Below are 22,020 nucleotides of genomic sequence, written 5' to 3'. Positions count from 1 at the left end.
TTTACATCTTTTCAGGAGCTTTTACTCCAAGCATTCTCAATCCATGTTTTAAAACAATCATTATAGCTTTACAAAGACCGAGCCTTGTTTCTGTTAATCTATCATCTTCAGAGATAACTCTGTATTTATGATAATAACTGTGAAACAGTCCAGCAAGTTCCTGTAAATAAAAGGTTATTCTGTGAGGTTCTCTCATTTGAACGGAGAGCTCAAAAATCATTGGATAAAGAAGCAATTTTTTTATAATTCTAAGCTCATCTTCATTAAACAGTTGTGGGCAAAACCCACGAGGTGAAACCCCAGCTTTGTCAAAAATACTATTAATTCTTGCATGGGCATACTGAACATAATAAACCGGATTTTCCTGTGATTGCCTTTTTGCCATCTCAATGTCAAACTCTAAGTGACTATCAGATTTTCGTGTAAGAAATATGAATTTTGTGGTATCAGAACCAATCTCATCCATAACTTCTCTTAAAGTAACAAATGTTCCTGCTCTTTTTGACATCTGCACGGGCTTTCCTTCCCTAAGCAAGTTTACCATCTGAACGAGAAGTATCTTTATTTGAGAAGCATTCATTCCCAATGCCTGCACAGCAGCCTTTACTCTCGGAATATATCCGTGATGGTCAGCACCCCAGATGTTTATAAGCTCATCAAATCCTCTTTCAATCTTATTTTTATGGTAAGCAATGTCAGATGCAAAATATGTATAAGTTCCATCACTTTTTACAACAACTCTGTCTTTGTCATCACCAAATTCAGTGGAGCGAAACCACAATGCTCCATCTTTTTCATAAATAAATCCGAGCTCTTTAAGCTTCAGGATTGCTCTTTGAACCTCACCTGTATGATAAAGTTTTCTTTCACTTAGGTAGCTGTCAAAAGTTACTCCAAAGTCTTCAAGGTCTCTTTTGATTTCATTGAGTATTTTTTTATAAGAGAAATCAATTAAAAAATCACCAATTTCATCAAAGCTTTTATCTTTTAAGCTGTCACCGTAAAGTTCGTAGAGATCTTTTGCAATTTCATGTATATATTCGCCTTTATAGCAATCCTCAGGCATTGGTAATTCTTTTCCAAAAAATTTTTGTAATGCCACATAAACACTCAAACCAAGAAGTTCCACCTGTTTACCAGCATCATTAATGTAGTATTCTGTCCAGACATTGTATCCAGCTTCTTTCAGTATGTTTGATAAAGCTGCGCCCAGAGCTGCTCCTCTTCCATGACCAAGATGAAGCGGACCTGTTGGATTTGCACTTACAAACTCTATCTGAATTTTTTTCCCTTTTCCTATATTCTGGGTTAAAAATCTTTCACCGTCATTCAAGAGAGTTTCAAGTTCAGAAAAAATAAAATCCTTTTTAAATCTGAAATTTATAAATCCAGCTCCTGCAATTTCAATGTTTTCAAATAAAGTTTTATCTATTAAAGAGACTAATTTTTCAGCAATTTTTCTTGGTGGTTTTTTCAACTGTTTTGCAAGCTCCATTGCTACAGGACTGCTTAAATCCCCAAAGGATTCATTTTTTGGAATCTCTACCTCAGGCTCAATATCTGAGAAGCCAAGCTTTTTGATTGCTTCAGCAATTTTGTTTTTCAACAGTTTATGCATTGCCATCACACCACCTTCTTGCATTCTGGAAAATTTTTAACCATGGAGAGGCTTTTAGGGATTTTTTCCACTCTTCAGGCATCCAGGGCCATTGCCAGAGTAAAAAGGCTCTTTCAGGATGCGGCATCATTGCAAGATGTCTGCCATCTTCAGAGCATAAGGCGGTTATCCCAAAGGGTGAACCATTTGGGTTAAAGGGATAGGTTTCTGTAATATTTCCATCATCATCAACATAACGAAGAGGTGCAAGATTTTTCTCAATTACTTTATTCAGAATTTTTTCATCAGGAAAATAGGCTCTTCCTTCTCCATGAGCTATCCATACTCCAAGCACTGAACCTTCCATACCACTGAGCATAATTGATGGAGAGGGAAGGATTTTAATGCTCACCCAGCGGGATTCAAATCTTCCAGATTTATTCCATATAAAACGGGGTTGTTGAGTCTGTTCAATTCCATACCATGGAATCCATCCAAGAAGTGCCATAAGCTGACATCCATTACAAACTCCCAGGCTGAAGCTATCATGACGCATATAAAACTCTTCAAACTCTTTCCTAAGATGGGAAAACTTGATACAGCCTGCCCATCCTTTAGCAGAGTCAAGAACATCGGCAAAGCTAAATCCTCCAACAAAGGCAATGCCTTTAAACTCTCTGAGAGAAATTTTTTTATTTATAAGATCCTGCATGCATACATCCCATGGTTCAAATCCTGCCATGTAGAAAGCTGCTGCCATTTCTCTGTCTCCATTGCTTCCTTCTTCACGAATTATTGCAACACGGGGTTTTACCTTTTTTCTTAGCAGCACTGCTGGAGTGTTTTCTGGCTTGAAGCTTAACATATACTTTGGTGAGGTTCTTGAATAGATTACTCTCTTTTCTTCTTTTACGCATTCAGGATTTGCCTGAAGCATATCAATTCTGGAACTTGTTTCCTCCCACAGGTCTCTGAGTTTTGTCATTGGTTCGTCAAAGATAACTCTGTTTTCCTGTTCAATAATGATTCTGTCCTCTTTTAAGGTTTTCGCAATATCACAATACGGAAGGTTATATTCAGTTAGTATTTCTTTTACCTTATGAGCCTTTTTTCTGTCAACTTCTATTGCAATTCCGGGTTCCTCATTGAAAAGTTCTGAAATAATTGGGAGAGAATTTTCTAATTTTATCCATAAACCTGAGCTACCTGAAAAAACCATTTCAAGCAGTGTTACAATTAATCCTCCATCTGAGCGGTCATGTCCTGAAAGTATTAAATTTTTATCAATTAATTCCTGTACTGCCTTAAAAGCTCTTTTTAAAAGTTCAGGATCTTCAAGATCTGGAGTTTCATCTCCAAGCTGACCAAAACATTGAGCAAGAGCAGTTCCACCAAGTCTTTTTTTCCCTGGGCTCAGGTCAATAAAAAGAATTACGCTTTCCCCTGGATGCTTTATATCAGGAGTGATTACTTTATTTATATCAGGACATGGAGCATAGGCTGAGATGACAAGTGTTCCAGGAGATTTAACAATTTCCATTCCTTCTGGTGTCTTTACTTTTGCAGCCATTGAAAGAGAATCTTTACCTCCATCAATTGCTATACCGAGATTTATCATAAGATCTGCCATTGCCTGAGCAGCTCTGTAAAGCCTGACACCTTCACCTGGAAGTTTTGCAGCCCACATCCAGTTGGCAGAGCATTTTATGTCTTCAAGAGTTGTAATCTTTGCCCATACAATGTTTGTAAGAGCCTCAGTTACTGAAAGCCTTGCCATTGCCTCTGGATTTATGATTCCTTTTATAGGTTGTTCACCAATTGCATGGGCTATTCCTGTTTTATCAAAATAGCTCTGGGCAACAACGCATACATCAGAAACAGTAAGTTGAACAGGACCAGCGCACTGCTGTCTCACAATAAGCCCTGTAACTGAGCGGTCCACTTTATTTGTTAAGAATCTCTTAGAACCGACTGAAAGAAGTCTTAAGAGTCTCTGCAATGCTTCGTGAATTGTTAAATTTTCAGGGAGTCTTAGAGGTTCAACTTTCCTTTCACCAGTGGTAAGTTTGAATTCCTTTTTTGGAATTTCTCCAAGAACATCCTTAAGGTCAAAATTCACCGCGACTTTACCGTCTTTACTGTCATAAACAATCAGTTTTCCATCTCCTGTTACTTCTCCAATAATTGACCATGGAAGTCTTTCCCTTTCACAAAGAGTTTTAAAAAGGTTAGCGCTTTCTTTTTTTATTAAAATTGCATCATTTTCCTGATACTCAGCTCCCCATATTTCAAGGACTGAGAGAGTTTCATCGCCAAGTATTACTTTTCTTATGTCAATCTTTGCTCCTTCAGGATATACAAGCTCCTTTACAACATTACAGTTTCCACCAGCACCCTGATCATGAATGCTTACAATAGGATTTTTGACTCCCAGTTCAACACAGGCACGGACAACTCTGTTGAGTTTGTTTTCCATCTCAGCGTCTCCCCGCTGAACAGCATTAAAGTCAAGAGCTTCACTTAGCTCTCCTGATACAACGCTTGAGGCAGCACCACCGCCCATCCCAATTCTGTATGCAGGACCTCCAATCTTTACAACGAACATTCCTTTTTGAGGAGGTTGTTTTTCTTTATGAATATCCATTATCTGTCCAATCCCACCTGTGAACATTATTGGTTTTACCCATTCAATTCTTTCTCCCTGAGGAAGTCTTATCCCAAAAGAACGAGTAAATCCTGCAATCACAGGTTCACCAAATTTGTTTCCATAATCAGAAGCACCATTACTTGCCTCTATTTCAATCTGAAGTGGTTTTGCAAGATTGTCCGGATACTTAAATGTTTTATCCTCCCAAGGAAGCTCATATCCTGGAATCTGAAGATTTCCAACACAGTAAGCAGCAGTTCCTGCTATTGGTAAAGCACCTCTACCTGTAGCGTGAACATCTCTGATTCTTCCTCCAGTTCCTGTTTCAGCGCCTGGAAATGGAGCTACTCCTGTCGGGAAATTATGGGTTTCTGCAGTAAAAATTAAGTGATAAAGATTTTTTTCTATTTTGAATTTTGAAGGTTTCATAGGTTTTTCAGGTTTTAGATAACTTATTTTTGCACCATAAATTGCGCTTGAGTTGTCTTTAAAGGCTATTACAGAATTTTTTGGATTTCTCTGTAATGGCTCCTTTACTATATCAAAAAGAGATCGCTTTAAGGGTTTTCCATCAATGATTAAACTACCTCTAAAAAACCAGTGTCTGCTGTGTTCACTGTTTGACTGGGCAAGGTCAAAGCATTCCACATCAGTAGGATTCCTTTTTAATCTGTCCCTAAAAAGCCTGAGATAAAAATCAATGTCCCATTCATCCCATCCAAGTCCGAGTTCTTTATTTATTTTTTCAAGTGCTGTTTTACCTTCTTCTATAACAGGCACAATCTTAACTGGTTTTGCTGTTATTCCATGAGAAAAATCCTTTAAAGGTTCTGGATAGGGGCATTCAACCATTCTATCATGAATCATGTTTAAGAATTTTTCTTCTGGAAAGTTTATTATTTTAGGGCTCAGTTTATATCTTCTGGAACGCTCTATTCTCTGAACTTTTTGTATTCCAATGCTGTGACACACAGAAACAGCACATGTTGACCAGGCAGTGGAAAAATTAAGGCGAGGACCTACTTCAAATATCATTCCATTGTCTGGACTGAGGAAGCTTTTTTCTGAAAAATTCTCTGGCTCAAAGGTCTCAGATAAAAGCCATTTGAGAATATTCATTTCATCAAAGGAGAGTTCTTCGGTTAATAGGATGTTATAACAGAACTCGGTTTCAAGATTTTCAATCTCCTTTGAAATCTCTGATTTTATGCGGTTGAGAAGTTCTCTGGTCTTGTAATCTGATAAAGCTGTTTTTCTGTAAAATCTTATAATCACTCTATTTTTTCCTTTATTATTAATTTTCCTTCTGCTTCTGCTACAATTTTATTTTGTTTATCTTTTACCCATGCTTTTGCTTCAATTAGTTTTGATTTTAAGTGATTTGCCTTTGCTTCCACCACTATTTTTTCTTCCGGTGCTACAGGATTTTTAAATCTTATTTTTAGCTCAGCTGTGACTGTATTAAATCCAAGAGAATTTGCAGCATAGACACAGGCTTCATCAAGCAAAGCTGCAATAATACCACCATGAATTATTCCGCTGTAACCCTGATACTCAGGCTCAAGAATAATTTCTGTGTAAGACTTTCCATTACCTTGACTGAAAACCGCTTTCAAGCCTTTCGGATTTTGCTTTCCACAGACAAAACAGTAGTTCTCTGTTTTCATCATTTGTTCATCATCTCAAGAAACTCTTTATTGGATTTTGTTCCTTTAAGTTTACTGAGTAAAAACTCCATTGCTTCAATAGGACTTAGTGTGCTTAATACCTTTCTTAAAATCCAGACTTTATTTAAAACATCAGGAGCAACAAGCAATTCTTCTTTTCTCGTGCCAGAAGCACCAATATCAATGCTTGGGAAAATTCTTTTATCAGCAAGTTTTCTATCCAGATGAACTTCCATGTTACCGGTTCCTTTAAACTCTTCAAAAATAACATCATCCATTCTACTTCCTGTTTCAACGAGTGCAGTTGCAATTACTGTTAAAGAGCCACCTTCTTCAATATTTCTTGCTGTTCCAAAGAATCTTTTAGGTTTCTGCAGTGCTGTTGCTTCCAGTCCACCGGAGAGAACCTTGCCAGAAGCAGGTGTAATAGCATTGTATGCCCTTGCAAGTCTTGTCAAACTGTCAAGTAATATTACAACGTCCTGCCCTTCCTCTACAAGTCTTTTTGCCCTTTCTATAACCATTTCTGAAACCTGACAGTGTCTCTGAGCAGGCTCATCAAAAGTAGAGCTGATTATTTCTGCACTGGTAACCTGTCTCCGCCAGTCAGTAACTTCTTCAGGTCTTTCATCAATAAGCAAGATAATTAAATATATCTCCGGATGATTTTTTCTTATTGCCTTTGCAATTGACTGAAGTAGCATTGTTTTACCTGTTCTTGGAGCAGCAACAATTAAACCTCGCTGACCCTTTCCAACAGGGGTGAGTAAATCCATAACTCTTGTAGAATAATCCGCTGGATCATATTCAAGATTGATTTTTTCAGTGGGATAATAAGGAGTTAAATTGTCAAAAAGAGGTCTGGTAATGATTTCTTCAATCTGCTTACCATTAATTGTTTCAACTTTAAGAAGGGCAAAATATCTTTCGTTCTCTTTGGGAGGTCTTATTTGTCCTGTAATGAGGTCTCCTGTTCTTAAACTAAATTTTCTAATCTGCGATGGAGATACATAAATATCATCAGGACTCGGCAGATAACTGTAATCAGGGCTTCTTAAAAAACCAAATCCTTCAGGAAGAATTTCAAGCACACCTGAACCGTAAACAGTTCCAATTTTTTCAATCTGGCTCTGAAGTATTGCAAAGATCAGATCCTGTTTTTTCATAGAGGTGGCATTTTCAATGTTCAATGAATTTGCCATCTCCATGAGTTCAGGAATTTTTTTCTGCTTTAGCTCAGAAATAGAAATCGGAATATTATTGTTTTCCATTACATTACCTCAATTATGGATTTTTTAAGGATTTTTTCACTTTTATAAAATACTCAACCCTTCAGGAGGGTAACTATTGATAAATTAAGCATACAAAATCTGAAAAAATTTGTCAATACTTATTTTACTTTCTGCTCAGCTTTTTAGCTCCTTTTCTTTCTCCGCAACAAGAAGTTTTGTTTTAAGAACCGTATCCGGGATAAGACTTATGGAGTCTATTCCGCATTCCACCAGAAACTCTGCAAACTCAGGAAAATCACTGGGAGCTTGACCGCATATTCCAATTTTTCTTCCAAATTTTTTAGCAGTTTCAATTACCTGTTTTACAAGCCTTTTTACAGCCTCATTTCTTTCGTCATAAATGTGAGACACCAGTGCGCTGTCTCTGTCAAGTCCAAGAGTAAGCTGCGTTAAATCATTTGAACCAATTGAGAACCCATCAAAAATTCTGGCAAATTCTTCAGCTAAAATTACATTGCTTGGGATCTCACACATGACATACACTTCAAGTTCATTTTCACCCTGCTTGAGTCCATATTTTTTCATTACTTCAATTACCCTGATACCTTCCTCAACAGTTCTACAGAAAGGAATCATAACTTTGATATTCTTAAGTCCCATCTCATCTCTGACTTTTTTAATTGCGAGACATTCAAGAGCAAAGGCTGATTCAAACTTTGGATCATAGTATCTACTTGCTCCACGCCATCCAATCATGGGATTTGATTCAACTGGTTCATAAAGCTCACCACCAATAAGACCTGCATATTCGTTTGTCTTAAAATCTGAAAATCTCACAATAACATCCTTTGGATAAAAGGCTGCACCAATCATTGCAACTCCCTGCGCAAGTTTGTCCACATAAAAATCAGGTTTATTTCCATACATTGGGGTTCTTTTTTCTATTTCTTTAACTATTTTTGCTATTTTTGGATTATTCTGGGCTTGCTGTTTTAATTCTGGATATTCAATCAATGCCAGAGGATGAACTCCAATGTGAGAGCTTATTATAAATTCAATTCTTGCAAGTCCCACACCATCAGAAGGAATCTGCCCCTGAATAAAAGCCTGTTCAGGAATTCCGACATTCATCATGATTTTTGTTTTTGTATTTGGTAAAGTCGTAAGGTCAATTCGTTTTACTTCATAGGGAATGATTCCCTGAAGAACCTTTCCTTCTTCACCCTTGGAACAGTCAATGGTTATTGGTTCATCATTCTTTATAACTTCTGTAGCATTTCCTGCACCTACAACACATGGAATACCAAGCTCACGGGATACTATGGCAGCATGACATGTTCTTCCTCCACGATTTGTAACAATTGCTCCAGCAACCTTCATTATTGGTTCCCAGTCCGGATCTGTCATGTCTGTAACAAGAACCTGACCTGGTTTAAAGAGATGAATCTCAGAAGGCTCTTTTATTATGCAGGCTTTACCCTGACCTATCTTGCTTCCTACAGCAAGTCCTTTGCAAAGCACAGCTCCATCTCCTTTAAGTTCATAAACTTCGTAAAAGTTTTCTCTCTTTAAAGAGTGAACTGTTTCTGGTCTTGCCTGAACAATGAAGAGTTTTCCAGTTCCTGCTGTTTTTCCATCTCCATCTTTTGCCCATTCAATGTCCATTGGTTTTCCATAATGCTCTTCTATGGCTACAGCCCATTTAGCAAGGGTTAAAATTTCATCATCATTCAAAACAAACTGTTGTCTTTCCTGTAAGGTTGTTTTTACTCCTTTGGTTGGCTTTGTAGAATTTCCATATATTAGTTTCTGCTGCTTTGCTCCAAGTTTTTTTGAGATTATTGGTCTGTATCCTTCTTTTAATGTGGGCTTAAAAACATAAAACTCATCAGGGTTTACTATTCCCTGAACAACATACTCACCCAATCCCCATGAGCCTGTAATGTAAACTACATCTCTGAATCCTGTTTCTGTATCAAGTGTAAACATTACTCCAGATGAGGCTTTATCGGAACGAACCATTTTCTGCACAGCTGCTGAAAGGTATACTGAAAAATGATCAAAACCCTTGTCAATTCTGTATGAAATTGCTCTGTCTGTAAAAAGAGATGCGAAACATCTTTGTACTGCTTCTACCACATTTTGAGCACCTCTAATGTTTAAATATGTCTCTTGCTGTCCTGCAAAGGAGGCATCAGGAAGGTCTTCAGCTGTTGCGCTTGAACGCACAGCCACATCTGTTTGTTTTCCGTATTTTTCCTCCATTTCCTTATAGGCTTTAATAATTGCCTGCTTTAAATCTTCAGGCATTTTACCCTGGAGAATAAGTTTTCTTATTTTTTTACCTTTATTTTTTAGGTCTTCAACATTTGACTTGTCAATGGTGGAAAGAATTTTCCTTAGAGGTTCGTCAAGATTGTTTGTTTTTATAAAATATTTATAGGCTTCTGCAGTCACTGCAAATCCATCTGGAATATTAATGCCTTTTGGTGTAAGATTTCTCAACATCTCACCGAGGGATGCATTTTTGCCTCCTACAATGGGAATATCCTTTATTCCTATCTGGTTGAACCATAAAACTAAAGACATTTTTTACCTCCTTTTTTGGAATTTTTTATAAGTATATCAAAAAAATTTATTTATGACAATACAGTTTGACATTTTTCATAATAAATTTGTAGTATTTACAATATGATTAAAATTGCTGTGATTGATGGACAGGGTGGGGGAATTGGAAGTTTTATTATTAAGTCTTTAAGGGAAGCCTTTGGAGATAAAATAGAAATTTTAGCACTTGGAACAAATGCTGCAGCTACAGCTAACATGATGAAGTGTAAAGCTAACAAAGGAGCTTCAGGTGAAAATGCCATTTTATGGAATGTTAAGAAAGTTGATGTTATAATAGGTCCCTTGAGTATTCTTGTGGCAAATGCAATGATGGGAGAGTTAACTCCAAAAATGGCAGAGGCAGTAGGAAGCAGCCCAGCAATAAAAATTTTATTACCAATTAATCAGGAAGGAATTGAAATTATAGGAGTTGTGAAAGAACCCCTTCCACATCTTGTGGAAAAATTAATCCTTCATATAAAGGAGGAGTTCAATGTGTGAAGCAAATGCATATGTTATCAAAGATGGACAAGAGGAGATTTACTTAGAGAGTGTTGATATATTAAGGCCTGAAGGCAATCAGATATATCTTCGGAACATATTTGGAGAGCAAAAAGTTTTTAAAGGCAAAATCAAGGAGATGTCCTTACTGAATCACAAGATTATTCTTGAAGAAGAGAGATAATCTCAGATCCTTTAGAATGCTCATTCGCTTTATTGAATATGAGGAGCATGATCCCTATTTTAACATGGCAGTTGATGAAGCAATCAGTTTTTTTGTCAGAACAGGCAAAGTTTTACCCACTTTCAGATTGTATGGATGGAATAAAAAAGCAGTAACCATAGGTGAGTTTCAGAAAATTGAGGAAATCAATAGAGATTTTTGTATTGCTAATCAGATACCCGTTGTAAGAAGACCAACAGGAGGGAAAGGAATTCTTCATAATGATGATGTTACATACAGTTTCTCCTGCAAAAAAGAAGGAAGATTTAAAGGAAATCTCTTTCAGGCTTATGAAATTTTGAGTCATGTGTTTTTAAAGGCTTTTAACTTAACTGGAATTTTTGCTGAAGTAAAAAAAGAAAAAAGGGTTATAAATAAAAGCTCTTTATGTTTTGCTCGTTCTTCCTTTGGAGAAATATGCTTTAAAAATGTAAAAATTATAGGCTCTGCTCAGAAAAGATGGATTGATGGATTTTTACAGCAGGGAACAATTCCTGTTACAGTGGATAGGGAGTTACTAAAAAAAGTTTTTTTGTGTAACCCTGAAGAAGCTGAACACATCTTTGGGATAAGAGAACTGATTGAAGAATTTGACAGAATAATTTTTCAGGAAAATCTTAAGAAAGCTCTTCAGGAGGAAGGCTTTGCTCTTGTTGTTGAACCTCTTGAGAAGAAGGAGCTTTTTCTGGCTCAGAGTCTTTATGATAAACAAGTTTTGTATAATAAGATAGAAATGCAGCAAAAACAATCATGCTAATATAAATATGAGCAAACTGAATAATAAATTGATAAGCTGCTACCAGTACAGCTCCTATGTGAGGAATTATTGCCAATAAAGAGCTGAAAGAAAGAATAACGCCTCCGGCTAAAATGTATATTACAAATAAAAGTGCTGCCCTTCCGATTGATTGAGGATAAAGAGTTATTAATTTTCTGGTTTCCTTTATTGTTTCTTTTATTGTGAAATTTTTTATGAAAATTCCAAAAAATCCAAAAAGTGTAAATGTTATCCATAAAAGGAAAGCAATAATTCCAGCAAGAAGTATGCTTAAATAAATAAAAATGTTAAAAAATATTGAGACAGCATGATTCCAGTAGCTTAAGAAATTTACTATTTTAGAGCTTACTTCGCTAACAAATCCTAAAAGTAATGTTAAACAGAAAAAGATAAAAGCAGAAAACATAGCAAAAAAAGCAACTTTCCAGAAAAATCTTTTACCATACTGATGAAAGTCCTTTAAATTAAAACTAATTTTTTCTTTTAAATATTGATACATGATGCCAATTGTGCCCGAAAAGATATAAATCCATAGGCTGGCGATTAATATAACATAGAGGAATAAAGTAATTATGAAAATAATGGCAAAAATCAGAAACTTTTTCATAATGTTTATAGAAGATAGAAATATTTCAATAAAACTGCCTTTCAATATGTCTGTAAGATCAATTCCAAAGATTACAAAAAGAATTCCAAGAGGTATGCTGAGAATGAAAAATAGCCCGAAAAAGCTGATAAACAAAAATGCGAAGTGTATCAATAGTAATTGATAGTTTTTATGAACTGTTTTTAAAGCATCATTTATACAGTTAAAAAAGTTCAATGTTGTATAACACCTACCACTGTTATATTAAATTCATCGGCTTTTTCAATAACTTTATCTCGTTGTACTATCAAGGTTTTTCCGGCTTCAAGGGCTAAAACTCTGGCTTTAGCTTTTTCCATAGTTATTATTGTATCCATTCCAGCAGCAGGAGGGTCAAGTTTTAAGTCCTGTTGAGGTTTACTCACTTTTATTACAACAGAGTCTTTTACAAACTCTCCTGCTCTTAAAATTGTCTCGTCAGTTCCTTCTATGGCTTCTACTGCAATTACTGACCTTTCTTTTACTACCACTGTCTGTCCTACATCAAGTTCGCCAATTTTTTTTGCCATTTTAAAACCATATTCAATGTCTTTCCATTCCTCCTTTGAAGGTTTTCTTCTTGTAAGAACCCCTTGAGGAGTGAGTAATTCTGGACAGAATTCTGATAAACCCACAATTTTTATTCCTTCTTTAGAAAGTTCTTTTTCAACTATTTTAAGAAGTTCGTTGTCTCCTCTGAGCTTAGCTGAAAAAAGCATTTTTATTGCTCTGAGGTCAGGCTTAATTTTTTCTCTCTCAAAAATAATTTTTTTAGGCACTTTACCTGTTAAAATCACTTCTTTAACGTTATTTTTTTTTAAAAAATCTATAATTTCTCCAGCCTTACCTATGTTTATCCATTCAAATAAATCGCTGTATTTGCTCAATTCAGTATTGGCAAGTCCCTGTAAAGCAACTGTAATAACTCTGTAACCTTTTTTTTGGAGTTCCATTACTGCTACAATGGGAAGAAAGCCTTTTCCAGCAATGACTCCTATCTGCATATTCCTCTTTTGTTTGCTTCTATGAATTCTATTAGATGTTTAATTTCAGGAATCTGAGGAAGTTCGTTTTTAACCTTTTCAATCGCTTCTTTTAATTGAAGTTTGTCTCTGAATAAAATTTTATAAGCTTTTTTTAAGATATTGATGGTTTCATCACTGAATCCCCTTCTTTTAAGACCTACCGAATTCAACCCATAAAGTTTTGCTCTCGGTCCAGAAGCCATTGTAAAGGGAGGAACATCCTGTCCAACTCCACTAAATCCTCCTATCATGGCATAAGCACCTATTCTTGTAAACTGATGCACTGCCACTAAACCGCCAATGAATGCAAAATCTTCCACCTGAACATGACCTGCCAGTGTTGCAAGATTTGCCATGATTACTGAGTTTCCGATTTTGCAGTCATGGGCAATGTGCACATAAGCCATGATAAAGTTATTATCTCCAATTACTGTCCATCCATCTCCTGAAACACTTGCTTTGTGAATTGTTACATACTCCCTGATGATATTGTTATTACCAATTTTAACGCCAGTTTTTTCTCCCTTGTATTTTATGTCCTGAGGCGGAAAACCGATTGTTGTAAACGGAAATATTGTACAGTTCTCGCCTATCTCAGTGATTCCTTCAATCTGAACATGATTTATAAGGCGTGTGCCTTTTCCTATTTTGACATTATCTCCAATTATACAGTAAGGACCTATAACCACATCTACGTCTATTTCTGCTTTAGAGCTAACAATAGCTGTTTTGTGTATCTGGCTCATAAAATGTTTACCTCACTTTGTAACCATTGCTGTAAACTCTGCTTCTGTTGTAATTTTTTCATTAACTCTGGCAGTACCTGCAAACTTCCATACTCCTCCGCGCCTGTGAACCACATTGACTTCAAAGACAATCTGGTCTCCAGGAACAATTGGCTTGCGGAACTTGACTTTTTCAATGCTCAAAAAGAGAACTCCTGTACCTTCTATTCCTGATTTAAAGGCAAGAACACCTGCTACCTGAGCCATTGCCTCAACTATAAGAACACCAGGCATTACAGGATTTCCTGGAAAGTGTCCCTGGAAAAACGGCTCATTCATTGTAACATTTTTTATTCCAATAACTTTTTCATTTGGGACAAGTTCCAGGACCCTGTCAACAAGAAGAAATGGATATCTGTGTGGAAGAATGTTCATAATTTCTTTAATGTCAATCATTCTGAGCCTCCTTGTGTCGTTGTTGTTCAAGTTGTTTAATTTTTTCTTCCAGTTCTTTTATTTTTTTGTAAAGTTCTGGAAGTTTTTGAAAAATCGCATTTGCCTTTAACCACTCTCTATGAGGCATGATAGGTGAACCAGAAAATACACCTTTTTGAACTTTCCCGGGCATAACTCCTGCCTGGGCTGTAATTACTGTTTCAGGCTCTATTTCTACATGGTCTGAAATACCAACCTGTCCTGCAAGTATGCATCCATCGCCAATTTTAGAACTTCCAGCAATTCCAACCTGTGCTACAATTATGCAATTTTTACCAACTTTTACATTATGAGCAATCTGAACCAGATTGTCAATCTTTGTACCCTGTCCAATTATAGTATTTCCTGTCGTAGCTCTGTCTATGGTAACACAGGCACCAATTTCTACATCATCTTCAATAACAACTCCGCCAACTTGAGGAATTTTATGATGTTTCCCTTCATGAAAGATGTATCCAAATCCATCAGAACCAATAACGCTTCCAGAATGGATTACTACTCTTGAGCCAATCTTAACCTTTTGTCTTATTGTTACATTGGGATAAATAACGCAGTTAGAGCCTATGGATGTTTCTTGTCCAATAAATGTGAAAGGAAAAACAACAGTATTGTCTCCTATAGTGACATTTTCATCAATCCAGACATAGGGATAAACTGTTACATTTTTACCCAGTTTAGCTGTCTCAGCTACAAATGCTTTTTCACTTACTCCTTTCAGAGGATGAGGTTTTACATAAAAGAGTTCAAGAAGTTTGGCAAAAACAAGTTGAGGATTGGAGACAATAAGCTGAGGCTTATTTAAGCCTTCAACTTTTTCCTTTACAATAAATGCAGAAGCCTTGCTGATTTTAGCAGACTCAATGTATTTTGAGCCTGCTATATAAGTAATATCGCCTTCTTCACAGTCTTCAACTCCTTTTACTCCTGATATTTCAATATCTTCATCTCCTTCAACTTTTGCATTAAAAATTTTTGCTATCTCAGAAAGCTTCATTTTTTCCCTTTTTGCTGAGTTTTTTGATTATAAAGTGAAATTATTTTATCCGTAATATCAACTTCAGGTGTGGTAAATAGGATTATCTGGTCAGCCTTTTCAAGGATTATACTGTAGCCTTCCTTTTGAGCATACTCATTAATTAGTTGTCTTATTTCTTTAAACATGCTCTGGGTGATTTCATTTTGTTTTTTCTGAAGCTCTACCTGATAATCTGCTGCTGTTCTTTGAAGCTCTCTCTGTAGACGATCAATTTCATCTTCTTTAGATTTTCTTGCATCTTCACTTAAAACAGAGCGTTTTTTCTCAAACTCTTCCTTTAAGCTCTGAATTTTTTTCTGTTTTTCTTCAAGAATTTTCTGCCTCTCTTCAAGCATATTCTGAAGTTGTCCTACAGCTTTTTTCCCTTCCTCTGATTCATTCAATACCCTGATAACATCAACCACTCCGATCTTAAGTTCTGCACGGGCAACTGAGACAAAGGAAAGTGTTAAAACAAAGGCAAGAAAAACAAACAAAATTCTTTTCATTTTCTTTTTCCTCCTGAAATTGTTTGTATAATATACACAATTTTTTCAATTAGAAGAATGAACCAAAACCAAATTCAATCTTTGACTTTGACTCTCCTTCCTTTCGATTAAGATTTATTCCATAGTCTATTTTTACAGGACCAAGCGGCGAAAACCATCTGAATCCAAATCCTGATGTATATTTTATATCAGAGCCGAATTTTTCACCTTCATTATATCCCTTACCAATATCCACAAATATTAATCCTTTAAGTTTCATTTCACTCACTATTGGAAAAAGATATTCAATATTGAATATCAATGCTCTTTTTGCTCCAATTGGTTCGTTTTTACTGTCCTTTGGACCAGCTTCACCATATCCCACTCCTCTTATTGTATCAAGGCCACCAACATAAAATCTTTCATAAAGTGGATACTTCTTCCCAAAAAGAGTATCAGACATACCAATCCTTCCCCTTAAATGTAGAGTTGATTCCTCAAATATTGGTAAATACCAGCCAAGATCAAGTAAACTTTTCCAGAAACCTGTATCTCCGCCAAGACCTGCTGTAGTGACGCTTAAAGAGTATCTTCTTCCTGTGCTTGGATCAATATAACTGTCACGAGTATCATTTATTATTTGAAATGTCACGGCACTTGTAAGAAGATTACCTTCCATATCTTTTATTACTGTATCAGCATCTGTGGCAACATCTGTAACCCGGGATTTTTCTATATCATAGGTTACTGATGCAGACCAGTCCTCTCCATATCTTTTCCCGAAGGTAAAAGATAGTCCTGTGGCATCTCTTGTATAGTTAACATACTCCCTTTTTTGCCTGTAAACATTAAATCCAAAAAGAAGAGGTTTGTCCATAAACCAGGGGTCTCTAAAAGCTATGGTATAATAAGAACTTCTTCCACCAAGCTCTCCTCTAAGAGTTAGAGAATAGCCTCTACCAAATAGATTGTTTTGAGTAACATCAACCATACCAATGAGATTGTCAATGGAGCTGTATCCACCACCAATTGTTAAAAATCCTGTTGGTTTTTCTTTAACATTAACATCAAGGTCCACAGTTTTTTTGTCGGGGTCAGGTTTTTGATTTATGTCAACAGTTTCAAAGTATTGAAGATCTTCCAGTCGTTTTTTACTTTTCTGGATTTTTGATGCAGAATACTCGTCTCCCTCGTCAACTCTTATTTCTCTTCTTATTACTTTATCAACTGTTTTTACATTTCCTGAAATATTTACCCTTCCGATGGTAAATTTATCCCCTGGTTTAACATTGTATGTTACATCAACTGTTAATTTTTCTTCATTTGGAAGAACATCAGGAGAAACGCTTGCAAGGGCATATCCACGATCAGAATAAAATGAAGTTATAGCTTCCACATCTTTACGCATCTTTGCTTTACTGAAGATTTCACCAGGTTTTAGTTTTATAAGTTTTTTAAGTTCTTGCTCTTCTTTGTTGTCTTTGTATCCTGCAAGTTTAACTGAAGATATTTTAAACTGCGGACCTTCAGAAATAGGGATTGTTATTGTCATCCATTTTTTATCCTGAGAAAACTCAAGCTTAGGCTCTCCAACAGAGACTTTAAGATATCCGTTGTCATAGTAAAGGTCTTTTATTTTTTCAAGGTCCTGCATCATTTCATACTTTTTATAAAATCCGCTTCCAGTGATAAAGGAGTAAAATTTTCTCTCAGAGGTTGCCATAACCTTTTTAATCTTTCTTGATGATATGGCTTTATTGCCTTCAAATTTTATTTCCTTTATCTTTACCTTGTTGCCTTCATCTATGACATAGGTAAGTTCCACTTCCTGTTCTGTTTTTTTCTTAATAACAGGAACAATCTTAGCAAAATAATAACCTTCAGATTCATAAAAGGCTTTGAGTTTTAAAGCATTATCATTTATAAGGGTTACATCTGCAATAGCTCCTGCAGTGATGGCAACAACTTCTTTTAATCTATCTTCATCATACTCTTTATTTCCTTCAAAACTTACTTTTACAATTGTAGGTTTTTCCTTAACAGTGTAGATTACCTTTACTCCACCTTCAAAGGGTTCAATATCAACTTTTACATCCTCAAAATATCCCATTTTGTAAATTGATTTAATGTCTTCAGAGATTTTTTCCTGAGAGATAACTTCTCCAAGTTTAAGAGATATTTTATTTTTTACAGCAGCTTCCTCAATTCTTTTAAGCCCTTTTATCTCAATAGCTGTAACTACGGGAAGTTCCTGAGCAAAAGAGTTTAATGCAAACATAAAAATAAAAAAAACTGTAATTACTACCGCTCGTTTCATAAACAAACCTCACTCTTAAAAAGTTTTTAAGTATATCATAATATTCTGAAAAATTGAAACACTTCAAAAAGCTTTTGATGAACAATGTTTTTTATATCATCAATATCCTCTTCTGTCTCAGCTTCAAATCTTAATACCAAGGAGGCTTCAGTATTTGAAGCCCTTATTAAAGCCCAACCCTTTGGAAAATTTACTCTTACTCCATCAGTAAAGTTGCATTCAAATTCTTTAAAGTATTCCTTAATCTTTTCCACGATCATAAATTTTTTTTCATCAGGACAATCAATCCTTATTTCTGGAGTGCTTTGCATTGTTTTTACTTCACTTAAAAGTTTTTTTACTCCATAGGGTTTACCTGATTTTTTTATTATTTCTATTAATCTCAGCGCTGCATATATGGCATCATCATATCCGAAATATCTGTCATTGAAGAATATATGTCCACTCATCTCACCTGCAAGCACTGCTCCTTCTTCTCTCATTTTTTTCTTTATAAGAGAATGTCCTGTCTTCCACATAATTGGAACTCCACCAGACTTGGCAATCTCTTCATACATTATCCGTGAACACTTGACCTCTCCAATTATTTTTGCATGAGGAAGCTTTTTTAAGATATCTTTTGAAAATATAATCATCAATCTGTCTCCCCACACAATATCACCAGCTTCATCAACAACTCCTATTCGGTCTGCATCACCATCAAAGCCAATACCAATATGAGCTCTTTCATTTGCTACAGTCTTTATTAAATCTTGAAGATTTTCAATCACCACAGGATCAGGATGATGATTGGGAAATCTGCCATCAGGTTCACTGTAAAGCTCTATTACCTGAGCGCCGAGTTTTTTTAGAATCACTGGAGCAACCAGTCCTGCTGTTCCATTTCCAGAATCCACCACCACTTTTATTCCTTCAAAAGAAGAAAACTGAGCTGTCATGTAGTTAACATAATCGTCAATTATCCTGTATTTTTCAATTCTTCCTTCTTTGTTAGAGTTGATAAAATCTCTTTTATCAATAATTTTTTTCAATTCTTTAATTTTTTCTCCATAAATCGTTTCCCTGCCAATACTCAGCTTAAAACCGTTAAATTCAGGCGGATTATGACTTCCCGTTATCATTACTCCGCCATCTACTGGGAGCATAAAAAGTGAAAAATACTGAAGTGGAGTTGGACATAAACCTATGTCAATGACATCTATACCACACTCGGTAATTCCCTTTACCAGAGCATTTTTTAAAGCCTCTGATGAAGCTCTTGCATCCATTCCAACAGAGAGCTTTTCAGTTTTTTTCCCAAGTTCTTTAAAGGATAGAGAAACAAAGGCTTTTCCAATTAAATAGGCAACCTCTTCTGTAAGATCCTCCCCATAAATACCTCTTATGTCATATTCTCTAAATATCCTGTCTTCCATAGGCATCCTCAAATCGTTTTATGTCGTCTTCTTCAACATACTCTCCCACTTGAACTTCTATTATTTCAAGCGGGATTTTACCAGGATTCTCAAGTCTGTGAAGTGTGCTTTTGGGCACATAAACTGATTCATTTTCATGAACAAACTGTTCTTTATCCCCAATCTTTACCTTAGCAGTTCCTTTTACAACAACCCAGTGTTCTGATCTGTGATGATGCATCTGAAGTGAGAGACTAGCTCCAGGATTTACCGTTATTCTCTTTATTTTATATCTGTGTCCTTTCTCAAGAAGAGTGAAACTTCCCCATGGTCTGTAAACAGTTGTATGTTCTTCAACCTGTGGAGAAGCCTTTTCAGAGAGAATTTTTACAATCTCTTTAACCTTCTGACATTCACCTTTCTTTGCAATTAACAATGCATCTTCTGTTTCAACGACCACGGTATCTTTAAGTCCTAAGGTTGCTATAAATCTTTTATTCCCAACAATCAGACTTCTCTCTGTCTGTATGTTTAAGGAATCTCCTATTACCGCATTATCTGCAGAGTCTTTTTCAAGTATTTCATAAAGACTTTCCCATGAACCTATATCTGACCAGAATATGTTTAGAGGAAGAAGTGCTGCTCTGTCTGTTTTTTCCATAATTGCATAATCAATTGATATGTCCGGAAGAGTCTCAAAATTATTTAGTACTTCGTCATAAGGTTTTTCAAAAATCTTGCCAAGCTCTGGTGAATGTTTTTTAAATTCTTCAACTATGGTATCAACTCTAAAGGCAAACATACCTGAGTTCCAGAAATAGTTCCCATCTTCAATGTATTTCTTTGCTGTATCAATGTCAGGTTTTTCAACAAATTTTTCCACTCTGTAAAAAGTTTCAGTTTCTGGCATCTTTACTTTTATGTATCCATAACCTGTTTCAGCACGGGCTGGTTTTATTCCAAATGTTACAATATATCCTCTTTTAGCTATCTCCTCTGAATCTTTTATATACCCTACAAATTCTTCATCAGGCTTAACTATGTGATCAGATGGAGATACAAAAAATACTTCCTCTGGAGATATTCCCTTTTGTATTGCGTATTTTAAAGTTAAAGCAATTGCAGGAGCTGTATTTTTTGAGGCAGGCTCAAGAATTATTTCAAAGGCTGGTTTGTTTTTTAATTTTTTTGAGATTTCTTCAATTTGATTAACTACATAAAATTTATGTTTTTCATTTGTTATGATAAAGATTTCTGCATCTTTATAAAGAGAGAGTCTTTTTAATGTTTTCTGGAAAAAGCTTTCACAGCCATTGTTCTCAGTGGGAAGTTTTAAAAACTGTTTAGGAAAGTTTTTTCTTGACAATGGCCACAGCCTTGTTCCAGAGCCTCCTGCAAGAACCAAAAATTTCATCTAAACTCCTCTCTTAAAGGTAACCATAATCTTTAAGTTTTTCAATAAGCTTCTTTTCTTTAATATCCTTAGATTGATTCACAAATTTTTCTACATACTTTGCAATTATATCAGATTCAAGGTTAACAGAACTTCCAATTTTTTTAAATCCCAGTGTGGTCATCCTTGCAGTGTGAGGGATGAGCACAACCGTAAAGGAGTTTGAATACAGATCAACGATTGTAAGACTTACTCCATCAACAGCAATAGAGCCCTTTTTTATGCAATATCTGAGAATCTCCTCAGGAGCATCAATCTCTATCTTTAAATCATTCCCTATCTTTTCAATCTTTTTTATTTTCCCTATTCCTTCAACATGTCCGCTTACAAGGTGTCCACCAAGAGCAGTATTAAGAGTAAGAGCTGGCTCCAAGTTGACAGGCTCATCTTTTTTTAGTTCACCAAGAGCTGTCTTTTGAAGCGTTTCATGAGAGACATCAAAAGAAATTACACTTTTTGATTTATCTATTTCACAAACTGTAAGGCAGACTCCATTAACAGATATGCTATCGCCAATTTTGGAACTGTTTATTAAATTTTGTGAATATATTTTTAATCTTGCTCCCTGAGCAAGCCTTTGAATCTCATAGACTTTTCCGAGTTCAACAATTATTCCAGTAAACATTACTTTATAATTTTACCAATTCTTTCAAGTCTTGGTTTATGATTTTCATTGTCCCATGACCAGTATATGATAAGTGCCTTACCTTTTACATCCTTCATGTCAACAAATCCCCAGAAACGGCTATCATAGCTCTGATCTCGGTTATCTCCCATTACAAAAAGTTTTCCTTTTGGAACTTTTAGAGGTCCAAAATTGTCTCTTGGATCAAGCTCTCTTGGATGAATATATGAATCAGTGTATCTTGCATATGGTTCTTTAAGTTCAACTCCATTAACAAAAACTTTTTTATTTTTTATTTCCACTACATCTCCTTCAATGCCTATAACTCTTTTTATGAAATCTCTGCTTGGGTCTTCAGGATACTTAAAAACTATAATGTCGCCTCTTTTTGGTTTCTCAAAAATAAGAACTCTTTTATCTGAAAAAGGTAGATGAATTCCGTAAATAAACTTGTTTACCAGAAGATGATCTCCTATCAAAAGTGTTGGAATCATTGAACCAGAAGGTATTTTAAAAGCCTGAACAATGTATGCTCTTATAAAAAGAGCAATTAATATGGCAATACCTATACTTTTTATATATTCAAGAATCTTTTTACCTGTCATC

The 22,020-nt window shown here is 35.6% G+C and carries 18 protein-coding genes; 3 read left to right on the top strand and 15 right to left on the bottom strand.

What is annotated here, in order from left to right; all coding sequences use genetic code 11:
- Position 1 precedes the first annotated feature (1 nt).
- From argS to ppsA, 5 genes are all read right to left on the bottom strand, one after another.
- Positions 2 to 1,618 (bottom strand): arginine--tRNA ligase, encoded by a 1,617-nt coding sequence (argS, locus tag V4D30_RS03730; protein ID WP_353684908.1) that lies wholly within the window; start codon positions 1,616 to 1,618, stop codon positions 2 to 4.
- Entirely contained in the window at positions 1,611 to 5,519 is a 3,909-nt protein-coding gene (gene purL, locus V4D30_RS03725; RefSeq protein ID WP_353684907.1) for a phosphoribosylformylglycinamidine synthase, read from the bottom strand. The genes argS and purL overlap by 8 nt, the downstream gene beginning before the upstream one ends.
- Positions 5,516 to 5,914, bottom strand: a complete 399-nt coding sequence (locus V4D30_RS03720; protein WP_353684906.1) for a PaaI family thioesterase — start codon at positions 5,912 to 5,914, stop codon at positions 5,516 to 5,518. The genes purL and V4D30_RS03720 overlap by 4 nt, the downstream gene beginning before the upstream one ends.
- The gene (gene rho, locus V4D30_RS03715) at positions 5,911 to 7,161 is read right to left on the bottom strand and encodes a transcription termination factor Rho (protein WP_353685151.1); all 1,251 of its coding nucleotides are present in this window, start codon (positions 7,159 to 7,161) and stop codon (positions 5,911 to 5,913) included. Before rho ends, V4D30_RS03720 begins: the two co-directional genes overlap by 4 nt.
- A gap of 156 nt (positions 7,162 to 7,317) precedes the next feature.
- Entirely contained in the window at positions 7,318 to 9,732 is a 2,415-nt protein-coding gene (gene ppsA, locus V4D30_RS03710) for a phosphoenolpyruvate synthase (RefSeq protein WP_353684905.1), read from the bottom strand.
- Between the two features lie 102 nt (positions 9,733 to 9,834).
- Between ppsA and V4D30_RS03705 the strand changes: the two genes are divergently transcribed.
- Genes V4D30_RS03705 through V4D30_RS03695 form a run of 3 tightly spaced genes read left to right on the top strand, consistent with a single transcriptional unit; the run spans position 9,835 to position 11,231 of the window.
- Positions 9,835 to 10,251: a DUF3842 family protein gene (locus tag V4D30_RS03705; RefSeq protein WP_353684904.1), complete on the top strand. Its 417-nt coding sequence runs from the start codon at positions 9,835 to 9,837 to the stop codon at positions 10,249 to 10,251.
- Complete coding sequence (locus tag V4D30_RS03700) at positions 10,244 to 10,435, top strand: CooT family nickel-binding protein (protein ID WP_353684903.1); 192 nt, start codon at positions 10,244 to 10,246, stop codon at positions 10,433 to 10,435. The genes V4D30_RS03705 and V4D30_RS03700 overlap by 8 nt, the downstream gene beginning before the upstream one ends.
- Positions 10,419 to 11,231 (top strand): lipoate--protein ligase family protein, encoded by an 813-nt coding sequence (locus V4D30_RS03695; RefSeq protein ID WP_353684902.1) that lies wholly within the window; start codon positions 10,419 to 10,421, stop codon positions 11,229 to 11,231. The genes V4D30_RS03700 and V4D30_RS03695 overlap by 17 nt, the downstream gene beginning before the upstream one ends.
- An 840-nt stretch (positions 11,232 to 12,071) precedes the next feature.
- Here V4D30_RS03695 and lpxI read toward each other — a convergent pair.
- The 10 genes from lpxI to lepB are packed head-to-tail and all read right to left on the bottom strand — an operon-like array spanning position 12,072 to position 22,019.
- Positions 12,072 to 12,881, bottom strand: coding sequence for a UDP-2,3-diacylglucosamine diphosphatase LpxI (gene lpxI / locus V4D30_RS03690; protein ID WP_353684901.1), 810 nt, complete (start codon positions 12,879 to 12,881; stop codon positions 12,072 to 12,074).
- Positions 12,872 to 13,648: an acyl-ACP--UDP-N-acetylglucosamine O-acyltransferase gene (lpxA, locus tag V4D30_RS03685; protein WP_353684900.1), complete on the bottom strand. Its 777-nt coding sequence runs from the start codon at positions 13,646 to 13,648 to the stop codon at positions 12,872 to 12,874. The genes lpxI and lpxA overlap by 10 nt, the downstream gene beginning before the upstream one ends.
- Positions 13,649 to 13,660: 12 nt before the next feature.
- On the bottom strand, positions 13,661 to 14,083 hold the full coding sequence (fabZ, locus tag V4D30_RS03680; RefSeq protein ID WP_353684899.1) for a 3-hydroxyacyl-ACP dehydratase FabZ: 423 nt from the start codon (positions 14,081 to 14,083) through the stop codon (positions 13,661 to 13,663).
- Positions 14,076 to 15,116, bottom strand: a complete 1,041-nt coding sequence (gene lpxD / locus V4D30_RS03675) for a UDP-3-O-(3-hydroxymyristoyl)glucosamine N-acyltransferase (RefSeq protein ID WP_353684898.1) — start codon at positions 15,114 to 15,116, stop codon at positions 14,076 to 14,078. The genes fabZ and lpxD overlap by 8 nt, the downstream gene beginning before the upstream one ends.
- Complete coding sequence (locus tag V4D30_RS03670; RefSeq protein WP_353684897.1) at positions 15,113 to 15,646, bottom strand: OmpH family outer membrane protein; 534 nt, start codon at positions 15,644 to 15,646, stop codon at positions 15,113 to 15,115. The genes lpxD and V4D30_RS03670 overlap by 4 nt, the downstream gene beginning before the upstream one ends.
- Before the next feature lie 49 nt (positions 15,647 to 15,695).
- Complete coding sequence (gene bamA / locus V4D30_RS03665; RefSeq protein WP_353684896.1) at positions 15,696 to 17,942, bottom strand: outer membrane protein assembly factor BamA; 2,247 nt, start codon at positions 17,940 to 17,942, stop codon at positions 15,696 to 15,698.
- A gap of 35 nt (positions 17,943 to 17,977) precedes the next feature.
- Complete coding sequence (locus tag V4D30_RS03660) at positions 17,978 to 19,357, bottom strand: phosphomannomutase/phosphoglucomutase (RefSeq protein ID WP_353684895.1); 1,380 nt, start codon at positions 19,355 to 19,357, stop codon at positions 17,978 to 17,980.
- Positions 19,338 to 20,750 (bottom strand): mannose-1-phosphate guanylyltransferase/mannose-6-phosphate isomerase, encoded by a 1,413-nt coding sequence (locus V4D30_RS03655; protein ID WP_353684894.1) that lies wholly within the window; start codon positions 20,748 to 20,750, stop codon positions 19,338 to 19,340. Before V4D30_RS03655 ends, V4D30_RS03660 begins: the two co-directional genes overlap by 20 nt.
- Positions 20,751 to 20,763: 13 nt before the next feature.
- Positions 20,764 to 21,414, bottom strand: coding sequence for a riboflavin synthase (locus V4D30_RS03650; protein ID WP_353684893.1), 651 nt, complete (start codon positions 21,412 to 21,414; stop codon positions 20,764 to 20,766).
- Positions 21,414 to 22,019, bottom strand: a complete 606-nt coding sequence (gene lepB, locus V4D30_RS03645) for a signal peptidase I (protein WP_353684892.1) — start codon at positions 22,017 to 22,019, stop codon at positions 21,414 to 21,416. The genes V4D30_RS03650 and lepB overlap by 1 nt, the downstream gene beginning before the upstream one ends.
- Position 22,020 lies beyond the last annotated feature (1 nt).

It is taken from the genome of Thermodesulfovibrio sp. 3907-1M (genome assembly GCF_040450955.1).
Lineage (GTDB): Bacteria > Nitrospirota > Thermodesulfovibrionia > Thermodesulfovibrionales > Thermodesulfovibrionaceae > Thermodesulfovibrio > Thermodesulfovibrio autotrophicus.
Note: the sequence above shows the minus strand (reverse complement) of the source record. Positions and strands in the feature narration are given on the sequence as shown.